Here is a 23,167-nt window from a genome sequence, read left to right as displayed (position 1 = left end):
CCCATGCGACGACCATCGATTACCGGACGAATACCGATCTTCGGTAAGCTGATTTTTTTCATTACAGATCCCTCAGGTTATGCGGATAACAGGTTTAGTTCGTCGCCGCTTGTGAACGGAAACGGGCAAAAATAAAGATGATGGCGAAGCACAGCGCCGGGACCAGTTCGGCGGTCGGGATATTGCCGGCGGCGTCGCTGACAAAGCCCATCACCGGGGTAACGATCCCGCCGCCGATAATGGTCATGACGATAAATGACGAGCCATATTTGGTGTCCTGGCCCAGATGCTTAATCCCCAGCGAGAAGATGGTCGGGTACTGAATGGACATAAAGGCGCTGCACAGGGTCAGGGCCAGCAGACCGACGTGGCCGCCGCTGAAGGCGGAGAGCAAGCAGAGCAGCATGGCGATAAACGCATAGATAGCGAGCACGTTGTGCGGCGCGAAGCGGCGGATAAGCCAGGTGCCGGTAAAACGGCCGATAAAGAAGCAGACCATGGTGGCGGTCAGGTAGTTGGCGGCGAAACCGGCCGTCATGCCCGGGATCTCTTCGATAGCGTAGCGAATCAGGTAGCTCCAGCAGGCGGTTTGCGCGCCGACGTAGCAGAACTGGGCCAGTACCGCCCAGCGCCAGTGGCGGATGCGCATCAGGCGCGTCAGCGAGGCGAAAAAAGTGCTCTGCGCGCTGTCGCTGTGGTCATCGCTTTGCAGGGAGGGGAAGCGGGTGCAGACGATCAGCAGGGCGACCAGCAGGACAATGGCCACGATAATCATATAGGGGGTTTGTACCGACAGGACCAGACTGTGCTTCCAGGCGCTGAGCTGTTCCGGCGTCATTTTATCCAGCACCTCCTGCGGCTGATGCGGGACGTTAGACAAAATAAGACTCTGGCCAAATACCACGGCAATAATGGCGCCGAATGAGTTAAAGGTCTGGGCCAGATTAAGGCGGAAGTGACCGCCGCTTTCCGGACCGAGGACGGTGACAAACGGGTTGGCCGCGGTTTCCAGACAGCCAAGCCCGGCAGCGATAATAAATAATCCAATGAGAAATAAGGTGTAATTCATCACTTCGGCGGCAGGCCAGAACAGCGCGGCGCCGCAGGCATATAAAAACAGCCCCGTAAGGATGCCGGCTTTGTAGCTGAATTTTTTCATCAACATCCCGGCGGGGATGGGAATAATAAAATAGCCAAAGTAAAAGGCCGATTGAATTAATCCGGCCTGGAAGTTAGTCAGGGTAAAGGCCTGTTGAAATTGCGGTAATAAAATATCATTCAGATTATTTGCCACGGCCCACAGAAAAAAGAGGGAGCACAGCAGAGCGAAAGGAATAATGTAGCTCTTACTCTGCCCGCTCTCCATGGCGCGGTAACTTTGCGTTGGTATCGTTGTGTTTCCCATAGCGTCCTCATCAGTTCAGAAGCATTTACAACAGCATTCAGGGCGCAGTCTGGTGCTGCAGCAGACCGCAAAATTAAGTGAGCTCAGGTGACGCGCCGGTGAGTGAAATGAAAGTCACGGCGGAACCCATGGCTTCATTTTCAAATAAAAACCGTCTGTTAATATGATGATGGTCACACTTAACGTACTGTGGGCCATTTTATGTGATTATTGTCACTTTAATTTTTCAAAAACGCTGACCGTTTGAGAAAATAAATTCACAAAACCACAACGCTAATGACCGAATGAATATATATCGTGGAAAACGGGCAAATGTTACAAAGAAATAAAATGCCCGCTTGATGAAATATTATTAAGAACGGGCATTTTAATCTCTCTCGTAATGGGCATGGTTGCTTTATTCATGGCGGAATAATTGACGCGGCTCACAAAAAATAATCATGAAAATTCCCCTTTGAATATTCAGGTTGATGATGAAGACCATTATTCACCCTATCCCACGGTAGCCGACGATATTTCTGTTGCCCTGCCGTTGATGGATGATGAGTCACCAAAAGAGGAACGCAATGGAAAGAAACAGACTGGCCCGGCAGATTATCGATACCTGCCTGGAAATGACCCGCCTGGGGTTAAATCAGGGGACCGCCGGCAATGTCAGCGTGCGCTATCAGGGAGGAATGCTGATCACCCCTACCGGTATCCCATATGAAAAGCTGACGGAAGACAAGATCGTCTTTATTGATGCCGACGGCCAGCATGAGCAGGGAAAACTGCCCTCCAGCGAATGGCGTTTTCATCAGGCGGCCTACCAGACGCGACCCGATGCCCAGGCGGTGGTCCACAATCACGCTGTCCATTGTACGGCGGTGTCGATCCTCAACCGGCCCATCCCGGCCATCCACTATATGATCGCCGCGGCCGGCGGGAATTCGATCCCCTGCGCGCCCTATGCCACCTTCGGCACCCGCGAACTGTCTGAGCATGTCGCGGTGGCGCTGAAGCACCGCAAAGCCACGCTGCTGCAGCATCACGGCCTGATCGCCTGCGAGGCCAGCCTGGAGAAAGCGCTCTGGCTGGCGCATGAAGTGGAGGTCCTGGCCCAGCTCTACCTCAGTACGCTGGCGATTACCGACCCGGTCCCGGTGCTGGATGACGAGGCGATCGCCATCGTGCTGGAGAAGTTCAAAACCTACGGATTACGCATTGAAGAGTGATGCCGCAACGCTAACAGGAGAGCCACGATGGCAAACAGAATGATCCTCAATGAAACGGCATGGTTTGGCCGGGGGGCGATAAACGCATTAACCGATGAAGCGGTGCGGCGCGGTTATCGTAAAGCATTGATCGTCACCGACAGCACTCTCGCCCGCTGCGGCGTGGCGGCGAAAGTCACCGACAAACTGGATGCCGCCGGGCTGGCATGGGATATATTCAGCGACGTGATCCCTAACCCGACCATCGCCGTGGTCCAGCAGGGGCTGCAGGCCTTTCAACGCAGCGGGGCGGATTACCTGATCGCCATCGGCGGCGGTTCGCCGCAGGATACCTGTAAGGCGATCGGTATTATTCAGCGTAACCCGGAATTCGCCGATGTCCGTAGCCTCGAGGGGCTGTCGCCCACCCGTCAGCCCAGCGTGCCGATCTTCGCGGTGCCGACCACCGCGGGTACCGCGGCGGAGGTGACGATTAACTATGTCATCACTGATGAAGAACAGCGGCGCAAATTCGTCTGTGTCGACCCGCACGATATTCCGCAGGTGGCCTTTATCGATGCCGATATGATGGACGCTATGCCGCCGGCGCTGAAGGCGGCTACCGGCGTGGACGCCCTGACGCATGCTATCGAAGGGTACCTCACTCGCGGCGCCTGGGCTTTGACCGATGCTCTGCACCTCAAGGCCATCGAGATCATCGCCGGCGCGCTGCGCGGCTCGGTTGCCGGAGACGCCGGCGCGGGGGAAGCTATGGCGCTCGGCCAGTATGTGGCGGGGATGGGATTTTCCAACGTTGGGCTTGGCCTGGTACACGGTATGGCGCATCCGCTCGGCGCTTTTTACAACACGCCGCACGGCGTGGCGAATGCCATCCTGCTGCCGCACGTGATGCGCTTTAATGCTGAGGCGACCGGGGAAAAATATCGCGACATCGCCCGGGCGATGGGCGTCAGGGTGGAAGCGTTAAGCCTGACCGCCGCGCGCGAGGCGGCAGTAGAGGCGGTCTGCCAGCTTAACCGCGATGTCGGTATTCCCGGCCATCTGCGCGAGGTGGGCGTCAGGAAAGAGGATATTCCGGCGCTGGCCCAGGCGGCGCTGGCGGATGTGTGTACCTGCGGCAACCCGCGCGAGGCGAGCCTGGCGGATATCGTCGGGTTATATCAGGCGGCCTGGTGATTGCCTGGCCCGGGTAAAGCAGGCAGTGCCGGAGGCAGTCACCCTGCACCGGCGCACCTCTTAACGAAGGTCAGCGCGTCAGCCGCAGCTGCTGCAGATTGCCGTCCAGCTGGAGGTCGGTCTGCAGGCGGGCCACCTCCCGGCAGGTGAAGGCCATCTCCTGATGCGCGGCCAGCTTTTTGCGCCACTTCTCCGGGACCTCGGCCAGACGGGCGTACAGCCCCTCCAGGTCCTGAAACTCGTTCAGCAGCTGGGCGGCGCTTTTGGGTCCAATGCCCGCCACGCCCGGCACCTTCGAGCTGCTGATCCCCGCCAGCCCCCAGTAATCCGCCAGCTGCTCCGGGGTGACGCCGAACTCGCTGGCGATGAAGGGGGCGTCCAGCCAGCGCTTCTGAAAGTAGTCGCGGATGCGGATGGTGGGCGACAGCAGCTGGCAGTAGCCTTTGTCGGTGGAGACAATGGTGGCCTGATGGCCCGCCTGGGCCACCTTCACCGCCAGGGTGGCGGCGAGATCGTCCGCTTCGCTGCCCGGCGAGGCCCAGCAGCGGATCCCCCGCTGTTCGAAGGCGGACCGCAGCGCCGGCATCTCGGCCACCAGCGTCTCCGGCATCGGCGCGCGGCCGGCTTTGTACTCCGGCAGGCGCTGGTGGCGCCAGCCGTGGGCGCGATCCTCATCATCGAACACCGCCACTGCGTGGGTGGGCTGACTGTGGACAATCAGCTGCTCCAGGGCATGCAGGCAGGTATCGACGCAGGGTGAACCCTGCACCGCGTGGATGCGGCGGATTAGATTTAACGCGTCGACGATTAACAGATGAACAGCCACAGATACCCCCTTATTCTCAGCGTCTTTAGGGTAACATCGCCATCAGATCGAGGCTATCTGCGCCTGAACAATCAGGAAGATAACGCGCAAATTTCGCTAACTGACCGCCATCAGCGGTCTGATGACGTCCGGCGCGGGTTCGCCGTACCACACCGCTTCGCGCACCGGGACCGGTTTGGCGATAAGCCCGAGGGCGTAAAAGCGATCGGCGATGGTCTGCTGGGCGCGGATCACCGACAGATCCATCGGCCGCGGGCGATGGCTGCGGCGGGCGAGGGCCATGCTCAGCGACCGGGCGTCGATCCCCAGCTCTGCCGAGAGTAAGCGGGCCGCTTCGCCGCGATGCGAGTCGATAAACTGCCCGGTGTGGGTCAGCTCCGTCAGCAGGCGGCGCATGATATCGCCATGCTGAGCGAGGTAGTCCCGTCGCGAAAGATAAAACTGATGGTTGTTGACCCGGCCTTCGCCGCTGGCGACCACCCGCAGCTCGCCGGTGTGTTCGGCGTCGCTGAGCAGCGGATCCCACATCATCCAGGCGTCAACCGCCAGATAGTCGCTGGCGGTCAGCGGATATTTCGGCGGGGTATAGACCACCCGCACATCGTTCAGACCCAGGCCGGCGTCCTCGAGGATCTGCAGCAGCAGCCAGTGGACATTCGACCCTTTATTGAGGGCGATGCGTTTACCGCGCAGATCGCTGAGCTGGCGAATGTCGCTCTCCTGCGGGACGACCATCGCCACGCTGCGCGGCGCCGGCGGCTCCCACGCCACGTACATCAGTTCGCTATTGCTGGCCTGGGCAAACACCGGCGGCGCTTCTCCGGTGGTGCCGAAGTCGATCTCGTTGCAGGCGAGGGCGTGGAGGAGCTGCGGTCCGGCAGGAAACTCACTCCACAGCACGTTGACGCCGAGGCTGGCGAAGGCGGTTTCCAGGCTCTGACGGGCTTTCAGGATCCCGAGGCTGCCGAAGCGCTGGTAGCCAATGCGCAGTTCGCGATCGGCCCCGGCTGCGTTGGCGAACGCCCGCGGCGGCGCAGGCGGGCGGCGGCGGCTTTTGATCAGCCCGAGGTTAGCGAGCTGGGTGCGCAAGGTATGCCGGCTGATCCCCAACAGCGCGGCCGCCTGGCTCTGGTTATCGTCGCAATGCGCCATGGCGTGGCGAATCAGGGCGCTGGTCACTCGCTGCCACAGCGGCTCGCCGGGAAGCGCCAGCTGGTGGCGAATAAAGTCGTCCAGTTCATGATCGCTCGCCGGCCCCGGGGCGTCGTTGAGCGTCGCCAGGCGCAGCTGGGCAGGACTGATCTCCTCTTCTTTACTGAGCAGCACCGCGTTGTGCAGGGTGTTTTCCAGCTCGCGAATATTGCCCGGCCACGAATAGTCCATCAGCCGGGCCAGTGATTCCGGCGCCAGACGCAGGGTTGGCCGCCCGAGGCGCCGGGCGTAGAGTGATAAAAAGTGGTGCGCCAGCAGCGGGATATCCTGCCGACGCTGGCGCAGCGGCGGCAGCGGCACCACCGCGATATTCAGTCGATAGTAGAGATCCTCGCGAAAGCGGCGCTCGCGGATCGCCTGGGCCAGGTCAACGTGGGTGGCGGCAATCACCCGGACATTCACTTTAATCGCTTTGCGTGAGCCGACGCGGGTAATTTCACGCTCCTGCAGCACTCGCAGCAGCTTCACCTGCAGCGGCAGGCTTAATTCGCCGATCTCGTCCAGCAGCAGCGTCCCCCCTTCCGCGGCTTCAAACCAGCCGGGCTGTCCCTGCTGCGCGCCGGTGAAGGCGCCTTTCTCATGGCCGAACAGTTCGGCTTCGGCGAGGCTCTCGGTCAGCGCGCCGCAGTTAACGGCCAGAAACGGCTGCTGGCGACGGGCGCTGTGATGATGGAGATAGCGGGCCACCACCTCCTTGCCGGTGCCGGTTTCGCCCACGATCAGCACGGTCGCCTCCGTTGGCGCGAGTTTGTCCAGCAGGCTCTGGAAGGCCTTCGACGCCGGGTCGATCAGCGCGGGAGCGGTGGAAGGGGATTCTGGGTTCAGCATAGCGGGCCTCCGATCGTTGACGCTCTGAACTTATCCTGCGGCGGCCGCAGAAACCAGAGGGGGAAGGCCCGCGGCTGTTGCAAATGCGCCAGCGGATGCGCGGCGGCTGCGCGATTTGCAACAGCGCGGCGCGGCGAAGCCGTTTTCAGTGCATTGATTTTAAAAGATTAATTTTTTATTCACCATTGGCATGATTATCGCTAACACCCATATAACCAAATTAAAACATCTCTTCGATAAATATCGGATATGGTTATATAGGAAATAGATAATGACGCAGCAAGCTCCCGACAAGATCAATGTCTTCTGGTTCTTACCTACCCACGGCGATGGCCGTTATCTGGGTACCACCGAGGGTGGACGCCCGGTCGATTTACCTTATCTGCAGCAGGTGGCGCTGGCAGCCGACAGCCTGGGCTACTACGGCGTGCTGATCCCCACCGGTAAAAGCTGTGAAGATTCGTGGCTGGTGGCCTCGGCGCTGGCGCCGTTGACCCGCCGTCTGCGCTATCTGGTGGCGGTCAGGCCGGGCCTGCAGCCGCCAACCCTGGCGGCGCGGATGGCGGCCACCCTCGACCGTTTATCGGAAGGTCGGCTGCTGATCAACGTCGTTACCGGCGGCGACCCGGTGGAAAACAAAGGCGACGGTATCTTCCTCAGCCACAGCGAGCGCTATCAGGTGACCCGCGAATTTCTTGATATTTACACCCGCCTGCTGCGCGGGGAAAAAGTGGATTATCACGGCGAGCATATTCACGTGGAAGGCGCTGAGGTGTTGTTCCCGCCGGTGCAGGAGAATGGCCCGCCGCTCTATTTCGGCGGCTCTTCTGATGCGGCCATTGATGTGGCGGCCGAGCAGATCGACAGCTATCTGACGTGGGGCGAACCCCCGGAACTGGTGGCGGAGAAGCTGGCGGTGGTGCGCGAGCGCGCCGCGGCCCGCGGACGCACCCTGCAGTACGGCATTCGTCTGCACGTCATTGTGCGCGAAACGGAAGAAGAGGCATGGGCCGCCGCCGACCGGCTGATCGCCCATCTTGACGACGATACCATTGCCCAGGCGCAAAAGATCTTCGCCCGCATGGACTCGGCCGGCCAGGCGCGGATGAGCGCCCTGCATCAGGGATCGCGCGATAATCTGCGCATTGCGCCCAATCTGTGGGCCGGCGTCGGACTGGTGCGCGGCGGCGCGGGTACCGCGCTGGTAGGTAATCCGCAGCAGGTAGCGGAACGCATCCGCGAATATCAGGCGCTCGGCATCAGCAACTTTATCTTCTCCGGCTACCCACATCTGGAAGAAGCGCACCGCTTTGCTGAGCTGGTGATGCCTCTGTTGCCGCTGGAAAACGGGGCCTCGTCGAAGGCGCGTAGCGTGAACACCGGTCCGTTTGGCGAAACCATCGGCGGCGATAAGCGCCCGGTGCGCCAGGTCAGCGCCAGCTGATGGCCCGGAGCGCGACCATGAGACAGCATACCGGAGGAGGGCAGCGATGAGTGCAGAACCGCATATCGTGATTATCGGCGGCGGCTTTAGCGGCGCGGCGGTGGCGATTGAGCTGCTGCGCCTGGCGCCGAACGGGGTGCGCGTGACGCTGCTGGAGCCGCGCCAGTCCCCCGGGGCCGGGGTGGCCTACTCCACTGCGGAGCCGACGCACCGGATTAACGTTCCGGCCGCTCGCATGCAGCTGGCCGGCGACGAAGAGGGCGCCTTCGATCATTGGTACCGCCATCAGCCTGCCTTTACCGTCGATGTGCAGGCGCTGCGCCCGGACGGTTCCGTCTACCCTCAGCGCGGCCAGTTTGGTCGCTATGTGGCGCAGCGTTTTGCCGACGCCGCGGCGTCCAGCGGCGGACGGCTTCGCCACCTGCGCGATCGGGCGCTCGCTTTTCATCAGGGGACGGTGACCACCGACGGCGGCCTGCAGCTTAAGGCCGATCTGCTGGTGCTGGCGATCAGTCATCCACCGCCTTCGCTGCCGGCACAGGCCGAAGCCTGGCGTCATCATCCGGCGCTGATTGCCAACCCGTGGCAGCCAGGCGCGCTCGATGCCATCGCCCCGCACGCCCGGGTGGCGGTGATGGGCACCGGATTAACCATGGCCGATACGGTCGCGACGCTGGACCGGCTGGGCCACCGCGGCAGTATCGTCGCCTTTTCGCGCCATGGCCTGCTGTCGCGCGGCAACCTTAGCGGCGCAGGGGCAACCTGGCCTGGCGACTATCAGCAGGGCAGCCTGCGCCAGCGCCTGCGCCAGATCCGCCTCGACGTCGCGTATGCGGCGCAGCAGGGCCTGAGCTGGCAGGTGGTGCTGGATGCGGTTCGTCAGCAGGGGCAACGGATCTGGCAGGCGCTCAGCGTCGCCGATCGCCAGCGTTTTCTGCGCCATCTGCGCCATTACTGGGATGTCCACCGCTACCGCGTGGCGCCGCAGGTCGCCGAGGTGCTGGAGGCGCGCCAGCGCACGGGCAGTCTGCAGGTGCAGGCGGCCAGGCTACTGTCGATAAGCGGTGAAGGCGAAACGCTGTGTCTGACGCTGGCGCGGCGCGGCGGCGGCGTGCAGACGCTGAGCGTCGATCACCTGATCCTGACCACCGGACCCGCACACCGCGCCCTGACCGACAGCCAGCCATTTTTACAGGACCTCGCCCGCCGCGGCCTGATTCGCGCCGATGCCCTCGGCATGGGCCTGGAGGTGGACAGCCGTTCCCGGGCAGTGGCTGAGCCGCACGTTGAGGCGCTGCCGGTGCTGGTGGCCGGTCCGGCCGCCCGCGGGCGTTTTGGCGAACTGATGGGCCTGCCGCAGGTAGCCGACCATGCCGCTGACGTGGCGGCGCAAGCGTTACTCACGCTCGGGATCCCGCAGGACTCCCGATGTCCTGCGTACTGAATACCTCTCTTTCTTTTCCCTGATTCATTTTGCCGCGTGCGCCCCGGCGACGGGCCGCGCTATGGAGATTGCTATGTCATCACAACGTGAAATTCGTCTTAACGCTTTCGATATGAACTGCGTCGGCCATCAGTCGCCGGGCCTGTGGGCGCATCCCCGGGATCGCTCCTGGCAGTATAAAGATCTGGAGTACTGGGTGGATCTGGCGCGGCTGCTGGAGCGCGGCAAGTTCGACGGGCTGTTTATCGCCGACGTGCTGGGGATCTATGACGTGCTGAACGGCAGCGGCGATGCGGCGATCCGCCAGGCGACGCAGGTTCCGGTCAACGATCCGCTGGCTCTGATCACCCCAATGGCGCTGGTGACGGAGCATCTGGGCTTCGGCCTGACCGCCTCGCTGTCGTTTGAGCATCCTTACCCCTTCGCTCGTCGTCTGTCGACGCTCGATCATCTGACCAAAGGGCGGGTGGGCTGGAATATCGTCACCTCCTATCTGGAGAGCGGGGCGCGCAATATCGGCCAGCAGACCCAGACCGACCATGACACCCGCTATGACTATGCCGATGAGTATTTGCAGGTGATCTATAAGTTGCTGGAGGGAAGCTGGGAGGATGGGGCGGTGCTGCGCGACAGAGAGCGGAAGATCTTCAGCGATCCGCGGAAAATCTATCCCATTAACCATCAGGGACAGTTCTTTTCCGTGCCGGGGATCCACCTCTGCGAGCCATCCCCGCAGCGCACGCCGGTGCTGTATCAGGCGGGGGCGTCCAGCCGCGGCAAACAGTTCGCCGCCGGCCATGCCGAATGCGTCTTCGTCGCAGCGCCGTCGAAGGTGCTGCTGAAGAAGACGGTGGCGGATATTCGCCGCCGGGCAGCTGAGGCGGGGCGCGATCCGCACAGCATCCTGATCTTCAACCTGCAGACGGTGATTGTCGGCGACACCGACCGCGAGGCACAGGCGAAGTGGCAGGAATATAAGCAGTACGTCAGCTATGAAGGCGCGCTGGCGCTGCTCTCCGGCTGGACGGGGATCGATTTCGGCCAGTATCAGCCGGATCAGGTGCTGAAGTATCTGCACACCAACGCCATTCAGTCGGCGGTGGAGGCCTTTTCGACCGCTGATCCGAACCGCCAGTGGACGGTGCAGGCCCTGGCCGATTGGGCGGGGATCGGCGGCTTCGGTCCGCTGGTGGTTGGCAGCGCGCAAACCGTGGCGGACGAGCTGCAGTCCTGGGTCGAAGAGACGGACGTCGATGGCTTTAACCTCGCCTATGCCGTCACTCACGAAACCTTCCGCGATGTCGTCGAGCTGCTGGTGCCTGAGCTGCAAAAGCGCGGCGTCTTTAAGCAAGAGTACCGCGAGGGGACCCTGCGCGAAAAACTGTTCGGCGGCGGCCCGCGTCTGGCCGCGCCTCACCCGGGCGCCAGCTACCGCCGCGATGCGCGCACGGCGGCATCGGTAGAGGAGAAGGTGACATGATCGCTATTGATGACCTGCATAAAAGTTACCGCACGGCGGATGGCCGGCTCAGCGCGGTGCTGAAAGGGCTGTCGCTGCAGGTGCCTGAGCGCTCCATCACCGCGGTGGTGGGGCCGAGCGGCGCCGGTAAATCAACCCTGGCGCGCTGCATCAGCCTGCTGGAGCAACCGGACAGCGGCAGCATTCGTATCAATGGCCAGGATCTGTCAGCGCTGTCCGGCGAGGCGCTGCGCCGGGAACGGCGGGCGATTGGCACCGTTTTCCAGTCTTCGGCGCTGTTGAGCCGCAGGACCGCCTGGGAGAATGTCGCCCTGCCGCTGGCGTGGCTTGGTGTGGTGGAGCGCGATATCAAGGCGCGGGTTGGCGAGCTGCTGGAGAGCGTCGGCCTGAGCCACAAAGCGGATGCCTGGCCGGCCCAGCTCTCAGGCGGCCAGCGCCAGCGGATCGGCATTGCCCGCGCGCTGGCGCTGCGCCCGTCCGTTCTGCTGGCGGATGAAGCCACCTCCGGCCTCGATCCTCAGGCCACGGCCTCGGTGCTGGCTCTGCTCAAGCGGCTGCGTGATGAGTACCAGCTGGCGATCGTCCTGATTACCCATGAAATGGACGCGGTGCGCACGGCGGCGGATGCGGTGGCGGAGATCCGCGACGGGACGATCGTCCAGTACGGGCGGATCGAAGATCTGCTGGCGCGTCCCGATTCTCTGCTCGGCCAGCAGCTGTTGCCGCTGACGCCGGCGGCAGCTACCCATAGCGATCTGCTGCTGCGTCTGAGCTACCGCTGGGATGTGCCGGTGGCCACCGACTGGATCAGCCGCCTGAGCCAGCAGTGGGGGCTGCAGATCGATCTCCTTGGCGGTCACGTCGAGGTGATTAATGGTCGGCTGGCCGGTCGCCTGCAGGCCGGAGTGCGCTTTCAGGGCGAACGCCTGTCGCCCGCGCGACTGCAGGGCCTGCTGGCGCAGCTCGGCATAACGGCGGAGATCCTCGACAGCGCGCCGTTGCTCAGGGAGGCGGTATGAAACCGACAGTCATCAGTCAGGATACCCCCTGGGGCGAAATCCCTTCGCTGCTGCTCCCCGCCTATGGCGAAACCTGGCTGATGGTGGCCATTGTGATGCTGTTTGTCGTCACGCTGGGGGGGCTGGTGGGGGTGGTGTTGTTTAACGCCTCGCCGCGGGGCTTATTTCCGCACGCACTGCTGTACCGGCTGCTGAACTGGGTGGTCAATATGGGACGTTCGCTGCCGTTTCTGGTGCTGATGGCCGCCATTATCCCGTTCACTTACTGGCTGACCGGCACCACGATTGGCATCCCCGCCGCGGTAGTGCCGATGATCGCCGCCGGCGTCCCGTTCTTTGGCCGTCTGGTGGAGAACGCGCTGCGCGAGTTGCCGGCGGAGGTCACCGCGGTGGGGGTCGTCTGCGGCGGGTCGCGCTGGCAAATCATTGCCAGCGCGCAGCTCAGTGAAGCCATGCCCGCGCTGGCGGCGGCGGTGACGCTAAACCTGGTCTCGATGATCGAGTATTCGGCTATCGCCGGGACCATCGGCGCCGGCGGCATCGGCTACCTGGCCGTGGTGTACGGCTATCAGCGCTTCGACAACCACATCATGATCGCGACGATCGTTGCCCTGATCGCCACGATCCAGTTGATTCAATTTTTGGGTGACCGTCTGGTCAACCGTTTACGCCACACGCAGGGGAACCTTGTATGACAACAGAGCAATTTGAGTTACGTAAAGCGCGGCGCTGGCCCTGGCTGGCGGCGCTGGCGGTGATTATCCTGCTCGCCATCGCCTTCTGGTGGTGGCGGGGACATACCCAAAGCCAGCAGGTGGTCTTCGGCAGCACGTTAAAAATTCACTACGAGCCGGCGATGGCCGGCGAGCAGCGGATCATTGAGTATATTAATCAGCATATTGCGCCCGATTACGGTCTGAAACTGGAGGCGGTGGGGGTGCAGGATCCGGTCCAGGCTGACCGCGCGGTAGCGGAAGGTCAGTATGCCGGGACGATCTATCAGCATCAGTGGTGGCTTAAACAGGTGGTGGACGCTAACGGCTTTGCGCTGTCGACCACGGTGCCGGTGTTCCAGTGGGCGTTTGGCATCTATTCCGACCGCTACTCGTCGGTACAGGCGTTGCCCAACGGCGCGACCATTGTCGTGCCTGACGATGGCGCCAATCAGGGGCAGGCCCTGTGGCTGCTCCAGCGCATTGGGTTGATCTCGCTCGACCCGGCGGTGGAGCCGCGCACGGCGAAGCTGAAAAATATTGTCGGTAACCCGCATCAGTTTGTCTTTAAAGAGCTGGATCTGCTGACCATGCCGCGGGCGTTAAATTCGGTGGATGCCGCCATCGGCTATGTCTCGCAATTTGACGCCGGGAAAGTGCCGCGTGAGAAAGGCATATTATTCCCGCCGGCGCCGCGCACCTTTGCTTCGCAATTAGTGATTGGTACACCGTATTTATCGCAGGAAAATATCGTCAAATTAAAACAGGCTTTTTCTGACCCGCGGATCCAGACGTGGTTAAAAACCACCGATGACCCGCTGGTAAAAGACGTATTAGTTCCAGTGTCCGCGGAATAAGCGTCCTGCACGACGTCTATTTTCGTTGTTATTTATTTCCCTTGAGGATGCGTGAAAACGCGTCCTTTTTGTGCTGGTGATATTTATTAACTTATTGATTATATTGATTTTTATAGAATGATTTGTTGTTTTGATTCTGGTCGCGCGCGGTCTATAACCGCTGATGACCTGCACAAAATAATAAGGTGAAAAAATGAGTACATTACCAGTGGATAATCCCGGTATCGCTTCGGTACCGGTCAGTAGCGTCGGGGATGTGGCGCGTCTAATTAATTCCGGCAAGGAACAAGCGAAATATGCGCGGATGATTGTCTTCCTCGCGCTGGGGGGCGTTTTTCTCGACGCATATGACTTAACCACGCTCTCCTACGGTATTGATGACGTTGTACGTGAATTTCAGCTCTCACCGCTGCTGACCGGCCTGGTGACTTCGTCCATTATGGTCGGGACTATCGTCGGCAATATTATCGGCGGCTGGCTGACCGATAAATATGGTCGCTATTCGGTTTTTATGGCCGATATGTTCTTTTTCGTGATTTCGGCTATCGCCGCCGGGCTGGCGCCGAACGTCTGGGTGTTGATTGGCGCCCGCTTCCTGATGGGCATCGGCGTTGGCATCGACCTGCCGGTAGCGATGTCCTATCTGGCCGAGTTTTCCCGCTTTGCCGGCAAAGGCAACAAAGCGGCTCGCCTCGCGGCGTGGTGCCCGATGTGGTACGCCGCCTCAACCGTCTGCTTTCTCATTATCTTCGGCCTCTATTTCCTGCTGCCGCAGGAGCATCTTGACTGGCTATGGCGCGCCTCCCTGCTGTTCGGCGCCGTGCCGGCACTGCTGATTATTGCCGTCCGCAGTCGATTTATGAATGAATCCCCGCTGTGGGCGGCGAACCAGGGCGATCTGACCTCTGCAGTGCGTATTTTACGCGACTCCTGGGGGATCCATGCCCATGAGGCCCCGGCGGCGAAGCCCGCGCCAGCGCCGAAAGTGAGCTTCCGCGTGCTGTTCGAAAAACCCTACCGCGAGCGGACTATCGTCGCCGGGGTGATGAATATCTGTATCTCCTTCGAGTACACGGCGATTGCCTTTTTCCTGCCGTCAATTCTTGCCCAGTTCCTCGGGGCTGGCGTCTTCGAAACTATTTCGGCATCGCTGGGGCTGAACGCCCTGTTTGCTTTTACCGGTGGGCTGCTCGGTATGCATCTGGCGTGGAAATATCCTTCGCGTCATGTGGCGATAGCCGGCTTCGCCCTGCAGTTTGTGGCGCTGATTGTGCTGGCGCTGGTGGGGCAACCGCACGCGACGGCAGGTATCGTGCTGGCTATCGCGATGCTGGGGCTGTGGCTGTTCGCCGAAGGGTTTGGCCCGGGGGCGCAGCTGATGATCTACCCGGCGCTCTCCTATCCTACTGCCATTCGCGCCACCGGGGTCGGTTTCAGCCGGGCACTCTCCGGGATCGGCAGCGCGCTGGCGTTGTTTATTCTGCCGCTGCTGCAGGCCTCCCTCGGCACGCAGATGTTCTGGGTGGTCTCGCTTGCCGCCATTATTCCCATTTTCTTCCTGCTGGCGGTCCGTCATGAACCGACGCGAGAAGATATCGACGCACTTCATGAATAAGGAACTGACAATGACCCTGCTCTCCACTGGCACCGATTATGACGCGCTGGCGGCCGCCTTCCGCCCGATATTCACCCGTATCGCCCAGGGCGCTGCGGAGCGCGAACAGCAGCGCATTCTGCCCGATGAGCCGATCCGCTGGCTGAAAGAAGCGGGCTTCGGCACGCTGCGTATCCCGCGCGAGAAGGGCGGCTGGGGCGCTTCGCTGCCGCAGCTCAGCGCGCTGCTGATCGAGCTGGCGCAAGCGGACTCTAACCTGCCGCAGGCCCTGCGCGCGCACTTTGCCTTTGTGGAAGATCAGCTGAATCAGCCGGATTCCGCCGGGCGCGACCGCTGGTTTCGTCGCTTCCTCGACGGTGAGCTGGTGGGCAGCGGCTGGACGGAGATCGGCGCGGTTAAGCTGGGAGAGGTGAACACCAGAGTGACGCCGACAGAGGGCGGCTGGCGACTCGACGGCGAGAAGTTTTACAGCACCGGCGCGCTGTACGCCGACTGGATCGATGTGTTTGCCCGGCGCAGTGATACCGCCAGCGATGTGATAGCCCTGGTCAGCACCCAGCAGACCGGCGTGGTGCGGGAAGATGACTGGGATGGCTTTGGCCAGCGGTTGACCGGCAGCGGGACCACCCGCTTTACCGGCGCTCGGGTAGAAACCGAACATGTCTATGATTTTGCCCAGCGCTTTCGCTATCAGACCGCCTTCTACCAGCATGTGCTGCTGGCGACCCTCGCGGGCATTGGCCTGGCGGTTGAGCGGGATGCCGCGCAGGGCGTCAAACATCGCTCCCGGATGTACAGCCACGGCAACGCCGCCGTGCCGCGCGATGACGCCCAGGTTCTGCAGGTCGTTGGGCAGATCAGCAGCTGGGCATGGGCGACCCGGGCCGCGGTCCTGCAGGCCGCGGAATCGCTGCAGCAGGCCTATGTGGCGCACGTCAGCGACGACGAAGCATTGATTGCCCGGCGTAACCAGCTGGCGGAAGTGGAAGCGGCGCAGGCGCAGGTGATCGCCAGCGACTGGATCCCGCGGGCGGCTACGGAGCTGTTTAATGCCCTCGGGGCGTCGGATACGCGAACTCGCCTTGCGCTGGATCGCCACTGGCGCAATGCGCGGACGGTTGCCTCGCATAATCCGGTGATTTATAAGGCACGTAATATCGGTAACTGGCTGGTGAACGGTGAAGCGCCCACCTTTATCTGGCAGATAGGCAATGGTGAGAAAACGGCGGGGTAAGCCTGTCGGCGACGGGAGGCGCAGTGCTTCCCGTCGTCAGGAAAATCAAGGTTTATCCAGCGACCAGGTGGCGCTGCGCACGTCGACTTTCACCGGCAGCAGGCCGATGCGCGTAAAGGTATCCGCCAGCGCCTGCTGTTCGTTATACACCGCCGGGGTCATGCGTTCGGCACCGTAGGGCAGGCGGGCCAGGGTCTTCAGCCAGATGGCTTTATCCAGTCCGGTTGAGGTCGACAGCAGCCCGGCGGCCTCGTCCTGATGGCTGTTCGCCCACGCGCTGAGTTTACCCAGCTCATCCACCACCTGCTTTGCTGTCTCCGGGTAGGTATCTGCAAACTTGCGGCTGGCGAGATAGAAGGTGTAGTGCGGCACCAGCCCCTCGGCATTGCGGATCTGTCGGGCTTTCGCGTTGGTTTCCACTTCTGCGAGGAACGGATCCCAGATCACCCACGCATCAATCGCCCCGCGCTGGAAAGCGGCGCGGGCGTCCGCCGGCGGCAGATAGACCGGGGTGATGTCTTTATAGCTGAGGCCCGCTTTTTCCAGTGCGGCAACCAGCAGGTAGTTGACGTCAGACCCCTTGTTCAAGCCCACGCGCTTGCCCTTCAGGTCGGCCACGCTGTGGATTGCCGACTGTTCAGGCACCACAATCGCTTCCGTTTTCGGGTTAGCGGGGGAGTGGGCAAGGTAGACCAGATCGGCTTGCGCCGCCTGGGCAAAGGCCGGAGGCGCATCGCCGGTCGCGGCCAGATCGATACTACCGACGTTCAGCCCCTCCAGCATTTGCGGCCCGGCGGGGAATTCGACCCAGCGTACGGCAATGCCCTGTTTTTTCAGGCTCTCATCCAGTGTGCCGCGGTACTTCAGCAGCGCGAAGATATTCGCCTTTTGATAGCCGATGTTGACGGTTTCCGGCGCTTTGGCCAGCGCGGAGGTAGAGAGGGCGGCGAGGACCAGCAGCCAGGCGGGGCGGAATCGGTTGGACATTGTCTGTTCTCCTTAGCGGTTTTGCGTAAGGTAACAAACAGCGCTTATAACCATTAAATAACTAAAATTTTATTGATATAACAAAAAGAGTTATGCAGGACGATGGCCCGACACGCCGACGCGTGGCGGGCCAGCAGGTTAATCGCAGGCAACAATCTTCATCGCCAGACCACCGCGGGAGGTTTCCCGGTACTTGGCGTTCATGTCTTTGCCGGTTTCGTACATGGTCTCGATCACTTTATCGAGACACACGCGCGGCTCGCTGGTCCGGCGCAGCGCCATTCGCGCGGCGTTGACCGCTTTCACGGCAGCGATAGCGTTGCGTTCGATGCACGGCACCTGCACCTGGCCGGCGACCGGGTCGCAGGTCAGGCCGAGGTTATGCTCCATAGCGATCTCTGCCGCGATGCACACCTGACCCGGGCTGCCGCCCAGCAGTTCCGCCAGACCGGCCGCCGCCATCGAGCAGGCGACCCCCACTTCACCCTGGCAGCCGACTTCGGCGCCGGAGATGGAGGCATTCATCTTATACAGCGAACCAATCGCGCTGGCGACCAGCATATAGCGGGCCAGGGAGTTGCTGTTCACCTTGCGGATAAACTTGTCGTAGTAGGCCAGCACCGCCGGCACGATACCGCAGGCGCCGTTGGTTGGCGCGGTCACCACCCGGCCGCCGGCGGCGTTCTCTTCGTTCACCGCCAGGGCGAACATATTGATCCAGTCGACCACCGCCATCGGATCGCTGTTGGTGGTGTCCTGGCTCACCAGCATGCGGCGCAGCGCGGCGGCGCGGCGCGGGACGCGCAGTTTGCCCGGCAGGACGCCTTCGGTGGTGATGCCGCGCTCGATACCGGCGCTCATCACTTCCCACACCGCGGCGAAGTGTTGCTCAAGGGCTTCTTTGCTGTGCAGCGCCAGTTCGTTCTGCATCATCAGGCCGGAGAGCGACAGCCCGGTTTCACGGCAGTGACGCTGCAGGTCGGCGGCGTTTTTGTAAGGGTAAGGAACGGCAACCGGCGCCTCGGTAGTCTGGCCGAAGTGCTCCTCATCAACGATAAAGCCGCCGCCGATAGAGTAATACGTCTGGCTGTAGAGCACCTTGTCGCCGGCCAGGGCGGTGATGCGCATGCCGTTCTCATGCAGCGACAGGTTGTCGGCATGGAAATTCATGCACTGATCCACCGGGAAGTCCACTTCGTGCTGACCGTTGGCCAGCATCAGGCGGCCATGGGTATTAACGTCCTGAATAAAGCCCGGAATGGCGTCGATGTCGACGGTGTCCGGCAGGTTGCCGGCGAGTCCCATGATAATCGCGATATCGGTATGGTGGCCTTTACCGGTCAGGGAGAGGGAGCCGTAGACGTCGACGACGACTTTGCTCACCTCGGCCAGCAGGCCGCGCGCGATCAGGTCGTCAGTGAATTGTTTGCCCGCTTTCATCGGTCCAACGGTATGGGAGCTGGAAGGGCCAATGCCGATTTTAAAGATATCGAATACGCTGATCATATGTATTCCCGTGCTGTCGGAAAGCGCGCCGCCGTAAAGCGGCGCGGGGGGAGGCGTTGAATGAATTAGCTGAACAGAGAGTAGAAGATCGCGGAGATGGCAATCAGGCCCATAATCACCACGAAGACGTTGCTGATATGGCCGCTGTATTTACGCATCGCCGGGACTTTCTGAATCGCGTACATCGGCATCAGGAACAGGATCATCGCGATAATCGGGCCGCCAAGGGTCTCGATCATACCGAGGATGCTCGGGTTCAGGGTTGCCACAATCCAGGTGGTGATCAGCATGAACAGCGCGGTCAGCTTGTTCAGTTTGTTGATTTCAATTGATTTGCCTTTACTGCGCAGGGATTTAATCACCATGCCGTTAAAGCCTTCGCGAGCGCCCAGATAGTGGCCAAGGAAGGATTTGGTGATGGCGATCATCGCGATGATCGGCGCCATCCAGGCAATGATTGGCGCGTTAAAGTGGTTCGCCAGGTAAGACAGAATCGAGATGTTCTGCTCTTTCGCCGCCGCCAGGTCTGCCGGAGAGAGGCTCAGAACGCAGCTGAAGACGAAGAACATCACGGTCAGCACCATCATGATGTGGGCGCGAGCGAGGATACTGGAGCATTTCTTCTCAGCGCCTTCGCCGTACTCTTCACGTTTGGCTACCGCGAAGGAAGAGATGATCGGCGAGTGGTTGAAGGAGAAGACCATCACCGGGATCGCCAGCCACAGGGTCATCAGCAGGCCGTTGCCGGTAACGGAAGCGCCGCTCAGGGAGAGCGTCTCCAGCGCCGCGCCGTTCCACTGCGGGATCAGATACAGAGCCAGCACCATCAGCGCGATAACGAACGGGAACACCAGCACACTCATTGCCTTAACGATCATCTGCTCGCCGAAACGCACAATGGTCATCATGCCGACAATCAGGATCAGCGACAGAATGGCGCGCGGCGGCGGCGTCATGTGCAGCTGGTGCGCCATGAAGGTTTCGACGGTGTTAGTGATCGCCACGCTATAAACCAGCAGGATCGGGTAGATAGCGAAGAAATAAAGCAGGGTAATCAGCTTACCTGCGCCTACGCCGAAGTGTTCTTCCACTACTTCGGTGATGTCTTCGCCCGGGTTTTTCCCGGAGAGCACGAAGCGGGTCATGCCGCGGTGGGCGAAGAAAGTCATCGGGAAGGCCAGAATCGCCATGATGATCAGGGGGATCATGCCGCCAACGCCGGCGTTGATCGGCAGGAACAAGACGCCCGCACCAATCGCTGTACCGTACAGGCCCAGCATCCACATGGTGTCGGTTTTACGCCATCCGCTGCGGGTTTCGCCCGAAACGATGGTGCTGGTTTGAGTGGTTTCCATCTGTATCTCCTGGAGGAATCAACAAAATCTAATGAATAAATACAATTGCGTAACATGAAATTCGTTTAATTACGGTTTTTTTAGAAATTTTCTCCGTAATAATTGGGCCGGAAAGATACATTTATATGGTTTATGCATCAGTGATCGCGATCTCAAATGCAATAATCCACTTTCAATGTGCGTATTTTTAGTCCAACAGCCTGTTTCTGGTGATCAGCCAGCGATTTGTGGCGCGAAGGCTACCATTTGCAGCATATGAGATAAAAGCGGAGCGGCGTAATAACGAGGGATTTACTGTAAAAAAGAGAACTAGTCGACGTTTTTGCGCTTAAAACCATTTTTTGCAGTGATAATTGTCGCAGTTTTTACCAACGCAAACGTTTGGCTATGTAGAAATAATTCAGGTGATTGATTAGTAACAGAAAGGTTTTTAGCGCGTTCTGGAAGTCAGAGGAAGAGAGCCCGCCGGGGGCAGGCGTCAGGCGATGCCCCGGCGGGAGAGGGGGAAATCAGGCGATGATTTCGTAGCAAGGAATATAGGCGGTGCCGCCCGGAAGCTTCATGCGGTGCTGGGCGACGAAGCCCTGCAGCAGATCGTCCATACGGCGCATCATCTCCGGATCGCCGTGCAATTTGTAAGGACCGTACTGCTCAATGGCCTGGATGCCCACCTCTTTGACGTTCCCCGCGACAATCCCGGAGAAGGCACGACGCAGGTCGGCGGCCAGCACTTCCACCGGCTGATCCGGGGAGAGTTTGAGGTTGGCCATGTTCTCGTGGGTCGGATCAAACGGCATCTGCAGGTCCGGCGAGATGCGAATCGACCAGTTAAAGCTATAGGCGTCATCGGTCTCGCGACGGCTCTCTTTCACCAGCGGCATCGCTTTTTTCATCTGCCGCGCCACTTCCGCGGGGTCGTCAATGATGATCCGGTAGTGGCGACGGGCCGATTCGCCCAGGGTATGGGTGATAAACTCGTCCAGTACGCGGAAGTAGTCGGCGCTCTCCTTCGGCCCGGTGAGGATCAGCGGCAGCACCTGCGCTTTGTTGTCGGGGTGCATCAGAATACCCAGCAGGTAGAGCAGCTCTTCGGCAGTGCCGACGCCGCCCGGGAAAATAATGATCCCGTGGGCGATACGTACGAAGGCCTCCAGACGCTTTTCGATATCCGGCATGATGATCAGTTCATTGACCAGCGGGTTCGGTGGTTCCGCAGCGATAATGGATGGTTCGGTCATGCCGATAAAGCGGCTGTCTTTGTAGCGCTGCTGCGCATGGCCGACGGCGGCGCCTTTCATCGGTGCCTCCATTGCGCCAGGCCCGCAGCCGGTGCAGATATTCAGTTCCCGCAGGCCCAGCTGCGTACCGACGCGGCGGGCGTAGAGATATTCGTTTTCGTTGATGGAGTGGCCGCCCCAGCAGACGATCATGTTCGGCGCCTCGCCGACGTGCAGCGCGCGGGCGTTGCGCAGGATCGAGAACACCAGGTTAGTGATATGAACCGAACTTTCGAGATCGAGGTTCGGGAAGCGAACGGTATTGTGGATCTGGCCGTAAACAAACAGGATATCGCGCAGCACGGCGAACAGGTTGGCCTGCAGGGAGCGGATAATCCGCCCGTCAACGAAGGCGTCTTCCGGCGGGTTGATCAGTTCCAGCTTCACGCCGCGTTCGCGCCGCAGCACGTTAATCTCGAAATTTTCGAAACGGGACAGGAGCTCCTTGCTGTTATCGGTCAGGCTCCCCGAGTTGAGCACAGCAAGCGAGCAGTTGCGAAAGAGTTGGTACAGGTCGCTGCTGGCGGTGCGCTTAAGCATATCCACTTCCAGCTGCGACAGCATATCCATTGAACCAAGCGGGCTAACATGTGTAATCAAGTGAACTCCTTACAGGACGCTTATGGTCTTCCTGTGATTACAATAGCCCTGCGAACGGCGTTTCCACAACCTTGCGCGCGCCTAAACGCACGCAAATTGTGAAATTGTTTATTATTGACGGGCGAGGCGGCCGGTGGCGGGGGAAAAGTCGCCATTGCTGCGCCAGGGGTTGATATCCAGACCGCCGCGCCGCGTATAGCGGGCGTAAACGGAAAGCGATTCCGGCTGGCAGAAACGGAGAATATCGTTAAAGATACGTTCGACGCACTGCTCATGGAATTCGTTATGGTGGCGGAACGAAACCAGATAGCGCAGGAGCTGCTCGCGGTCGATTTTCGCCCCCCGATACTGGATCTGCACCGAGCCCCAGTCCGGCTGATGAGTGATAAGGCAATTAGACTTCAGCAGGTGGCTGACCAGCGTCTCCTCCACGATTTTGCCGCTGGCGGCGCCCTGCAGGTAATCGGCGCTGAACTGATAGTTATCGATCTCGATATCCTGATCGTCGATGCAGGTGCCGTGCAGGCGGGCAATCGGCTGGCCTTCCAGTTCATCCAGGCGGTAGAGCGATACCTTCACCTTCCCCTGCGCGCAGGCGCTGAGATCGCGAGTCAGCGTCTCTGCAACGTCCTGCCAGCTGGCGAAACGGGTCTGGTTAAAGCTGTTGAGATAGAGCTTAAAGCTTTTCGACTCCACCAGATTGAGGCTGGTATCGGGCAGCTCGACGTGGCCGACAGCCACCTGCGGCAGACCTTTGCCGTTCAGCCAGGAGAGTTCGTATAGCGTCCAGATATCGGCGCCGTGAAACGGCAGATTATCGGCATGCAGGCCCAGCGGGTCGCGGTTTAAACTGCGCGGCACGCCCTGCAGCAGCGAGGCGTCATAGGTATCGCGGTAATCGGTTGATTTACCGAGCGTCAGGCCGGCCAGCGCCTGATGATTATCGTAAGAAGACATGTTTCACCATAGTAAAGC

General features: G+C 60.5%; 19 protein-coding genes. 11 read left to right on the top strand and 8 right to left on the bottom strand.

The genetic code is table 11. The features are described 5' to 3' along the window. Positions 1–94 precede the first annotated feature (94 nt). Positions 95–1,405 (bottom strand): L-fucose:H+ symporter permease, encoded by a 1,311-nt coding sequence (gene fucP, locus KHQ28_RS21805; RefSeq protein ID WP_004151076.1) that lies wholly within the window; start codon positions 1,403–1,405, stop codon positions 95–97. A gap of 566 nt (positions 1,406–1,971) precedes the next feature. On the opposite strand from fucP, the gene fucA reads away from it, so the two are divergent. Together fucA and fucO are read left to right on the top strand one after the other, a co-directional pair. After that, positions 1,972–2,619 (top strand): L-fuculose-phosphate aldolase, encoded by a 648-nt coding sequence (gene fucA / locus KHQ28_RS21800; protein ID WP_002915470.1) that lies wholly within the window; start codon positions 1,972–1,974, stop codon positions 2,617–2,619. Positions 2,620–2,646: 27 nt separating this feature from the next. Further along, complete coding sequence (gene fucO, locus KHQ28_RS21795; protein WP_032418391.1) at positions 2,647–3,795, top strand: lactaldehyde reductase; 1,149 nt, start codon at positions 2,647–2,649, stop codon at positions 3,793–3,795. 70 nt (positions 3,796–3,865) lie between these two features. On the opposite strand, the gene xni is transcribed toward fucO, so the two are convergent. After that, on the bottom strand, positions 3,866–4,621 hold the full coding sequence (gene xni, locus KHQ28_RS21790; protein ID WP_032418392.1) for a flap endonuclease Xni: 756 nt from the start codon (positions 4,619–4,621) through the stop codon (positions 3,866–3,868). Positions 4,622–4,717: 96 nt separating this feature from the next. Then, positions 4,718–6,661, bottom strand: a complete 1,944-nt coding sequence (locus KHQ28_RS21785; protein WP_004142865.1) for a sigma-54-dependent Fis family transcriptional regulator — start codon at positions 6,659–6,661, stop codon at positions 4,718–4,720. Between the two features lie 77 nt (positions 6,662–6,738). Here KHQ28_RS21785 and KHQ28_RS21780 point away from each other — a divergent pair, with 77 nt between their 5' ends. The 9 genes from KHQ28_RS21780 (at position 6,739) to KHQ28_RS21740 (ending at position 16,467) form a co-directional block, all read left to right on the top strand. Then, on the top strand, positions 6,739–6,855 hold the full coding sequence (locus tag KHQ28_RS21780) for a hypothetical protein (protein ID WP_004219275.1): 117 nt from the start codon (positions 6,739–6,741) through the stop codon (positions 6,853–6,855). Between the two features lie 77 nt (positions 6,856–6,932). Continuing rightward, positions 6,933–8,105, top strand: coding sequence for an FMNH2-dependent alkanesulfonate monooxygenase (gene ssuD, locus KHQ28_RS21775; protein ID WP_004142863.1), 1,173 nt, complete (start codon positions 6,933–6,935; stop codon positions 8,103–8,105). A gap of 46 nt (positions 8,106–8,151) precedes the next feature. Beyond that, positions 8,152–9,549, top strand: coding sequence for an FAD/NAD(P)-binding protein (locus KHQ28_RS21770; RefSeq protein WP_032418393.1), 1,398 nt, complete (start codon positions 8,152–8,154; stop codon positions 9,547–9,549). 73 nt (positions 9,550–9,622) lie between these two features. Next, positions 9,623–11,029, top strand: coding sequence for an LLM class flavin-dependent oxidoreductase (locus KHQ28_RS21765; protein WP_032418394.1), 1,407 nt, complete (start codon positions 9,623–9,625; stop codon positions 11,027–11,029). Beyond that, the gene (locus KHQ28_RS21760) at positions 11,026–12,048 is read left to right on the top strand and encodes a methionine ABC transporter ATP-binding protein (protein ID WP_020317275.1); all 1,023 of its coding nucleotides are present in this window, start codon (positions 11,026–11,028) and stop codon (positions 12,046–12,048) included. Before KHQ28_RS21765 ends, KHQ28_RS21760 begins: the two co-directional genes overlap by 4 nt. Further along, entirely contained in the window at positions 12,045–12,743 is a 699-nt protein-coding gene (locus KHQ28_RS21755) for a methionine ABC transporter permease (RefSeq protein WP_015958893.1), read from the top strand. The genes KHQ28_RS21760 and KHQ28_RS21755 overlap by 4 nt, the downstream gene beginning before the upstream one ends. Next, on the top strand, positions 12,740–13,618 hold the full coding sequence (locus KHQ28_RS21750) for a MetQ/NlpA family ABC transporter substrate-binding protein (protein ID WP_002915265.1): 879 nt from the start codon (positions 12,740–12,742) through the stop codon (positions 13,616–13,618). The genes KHQ28_RS21755 and KHQ28_RS21750 overlap by 4 nt, the downstream gene beginning before the upstream one ends. Positions 13,619–13,811: 193 nt before the next feature. Further along, positions 13,812–15,233, top strand: a complete 1,422-nt coding sequence (locus KHQ28_RS21745; RefSeq protein WP_032418395.1) for an MFS transporter — start codon at positions 13,812–13,814, stop codon at positions 15,231–15,233. Between the two features lie 10 nt (positions 15,234–15,243). Then, positions 15,244–16,467: an acyl-CoA dehydrogenase family protein gene (locus KHQ28_RS21740; RefSeq protein ID WP_002915263.1), complete on the top strand. Its 1,224-nt coding sequence runs from the start codon at positions 15,244–15,246 to the stop codon at positions 16,465–16,467. Positions 16,468–16,512: 45 nt separating this feature from the next. Here the strand turns inward: KHQ28_RS21740 and KHQ28_RS21735 are convergent, their stop codons facing one another. From KHQ28_RS21735 to queF, 5 genes are all read right to left on the bottom strand, one after another. Next, on the bottom strand, positions 16,513–17,454 hold the full coding sequence (locus tag KHQ28_RS21735; protein WP_002915261.1) for an aliphatic sulfonate ABC transporter substrate-binding protein: 942 nt from the start codon (positions 17,452–17,454) through the stop codon (positions 16,513–16,515). Between the two features lie 138 nt (positions 17,455–17,592). Continuing rightward, positions 17,593–18,960 (bottom strand): L-serine ammonia-lyase, encoded by a 1,368-nt coding sequence (locus tag KHQ28_RS21730; protein ID WP_002915259.1) that lies wholly within the window; start codon positions 18,958–18,960, stop codon positions 17,593–17,595. Between the two features lie 65 nt (positions 18,961–19,025). Further along, entirely contained in the window at positions 19,026–20,315 is a 1,290-nt protein-coding gene (locus KHQ28_RS21725) for an HAAAP family serine/threonine permease (RefSeq protein ID WP_004151070.1), read from the bottom strand. 509 nt (positions 20,316–20,824) lie between these two features. Next, positions 20,825–22,192, bottom strand: a complete 1,368-nt coding sequence (gene ppnN, locus KHQ28_RS21720) for a nucleotide 5'-monophosphate nucleosidase PpnN (RefSeq protein ID WP_002915258.1) — start codon at positions 22,190–22,192, stop codon at positions 20,825–20,827. Between the two features lie 111 nt (positions 22,193–22,303). Further along, positions 22,304–23,149 (bottom strand): NADPH-dependent 7-cyano-7-deazaguanine reductase QueF, encoded by an 846-nt coding sequence (queF, locus tag KHQ28_RS21715; protein ID WP_004174633.1) that lies wholly within the window; start codon positions 23,147–23,149, stop codon positions 22,304–22,306. Positions 23,150–23,167: the final 18 nt, after the last annotated feature.

Source organism: Klebsiella sp. 28, from assembly GCF_018223905.1.
In the GTDB taxonomy this organism is placed as follows: Bacteria; Pseudomonadota; Gammaproteobacteria; order Enterobacterales; family Enterobacteriaceae; genus Klebsiella; species Klebsiella pneumoniae.
The sequence above is the reverse complement of the archived record's forward strand: the minus strand, read 5'-3'. Positions and strand labels throughout refer to the sequence as shown.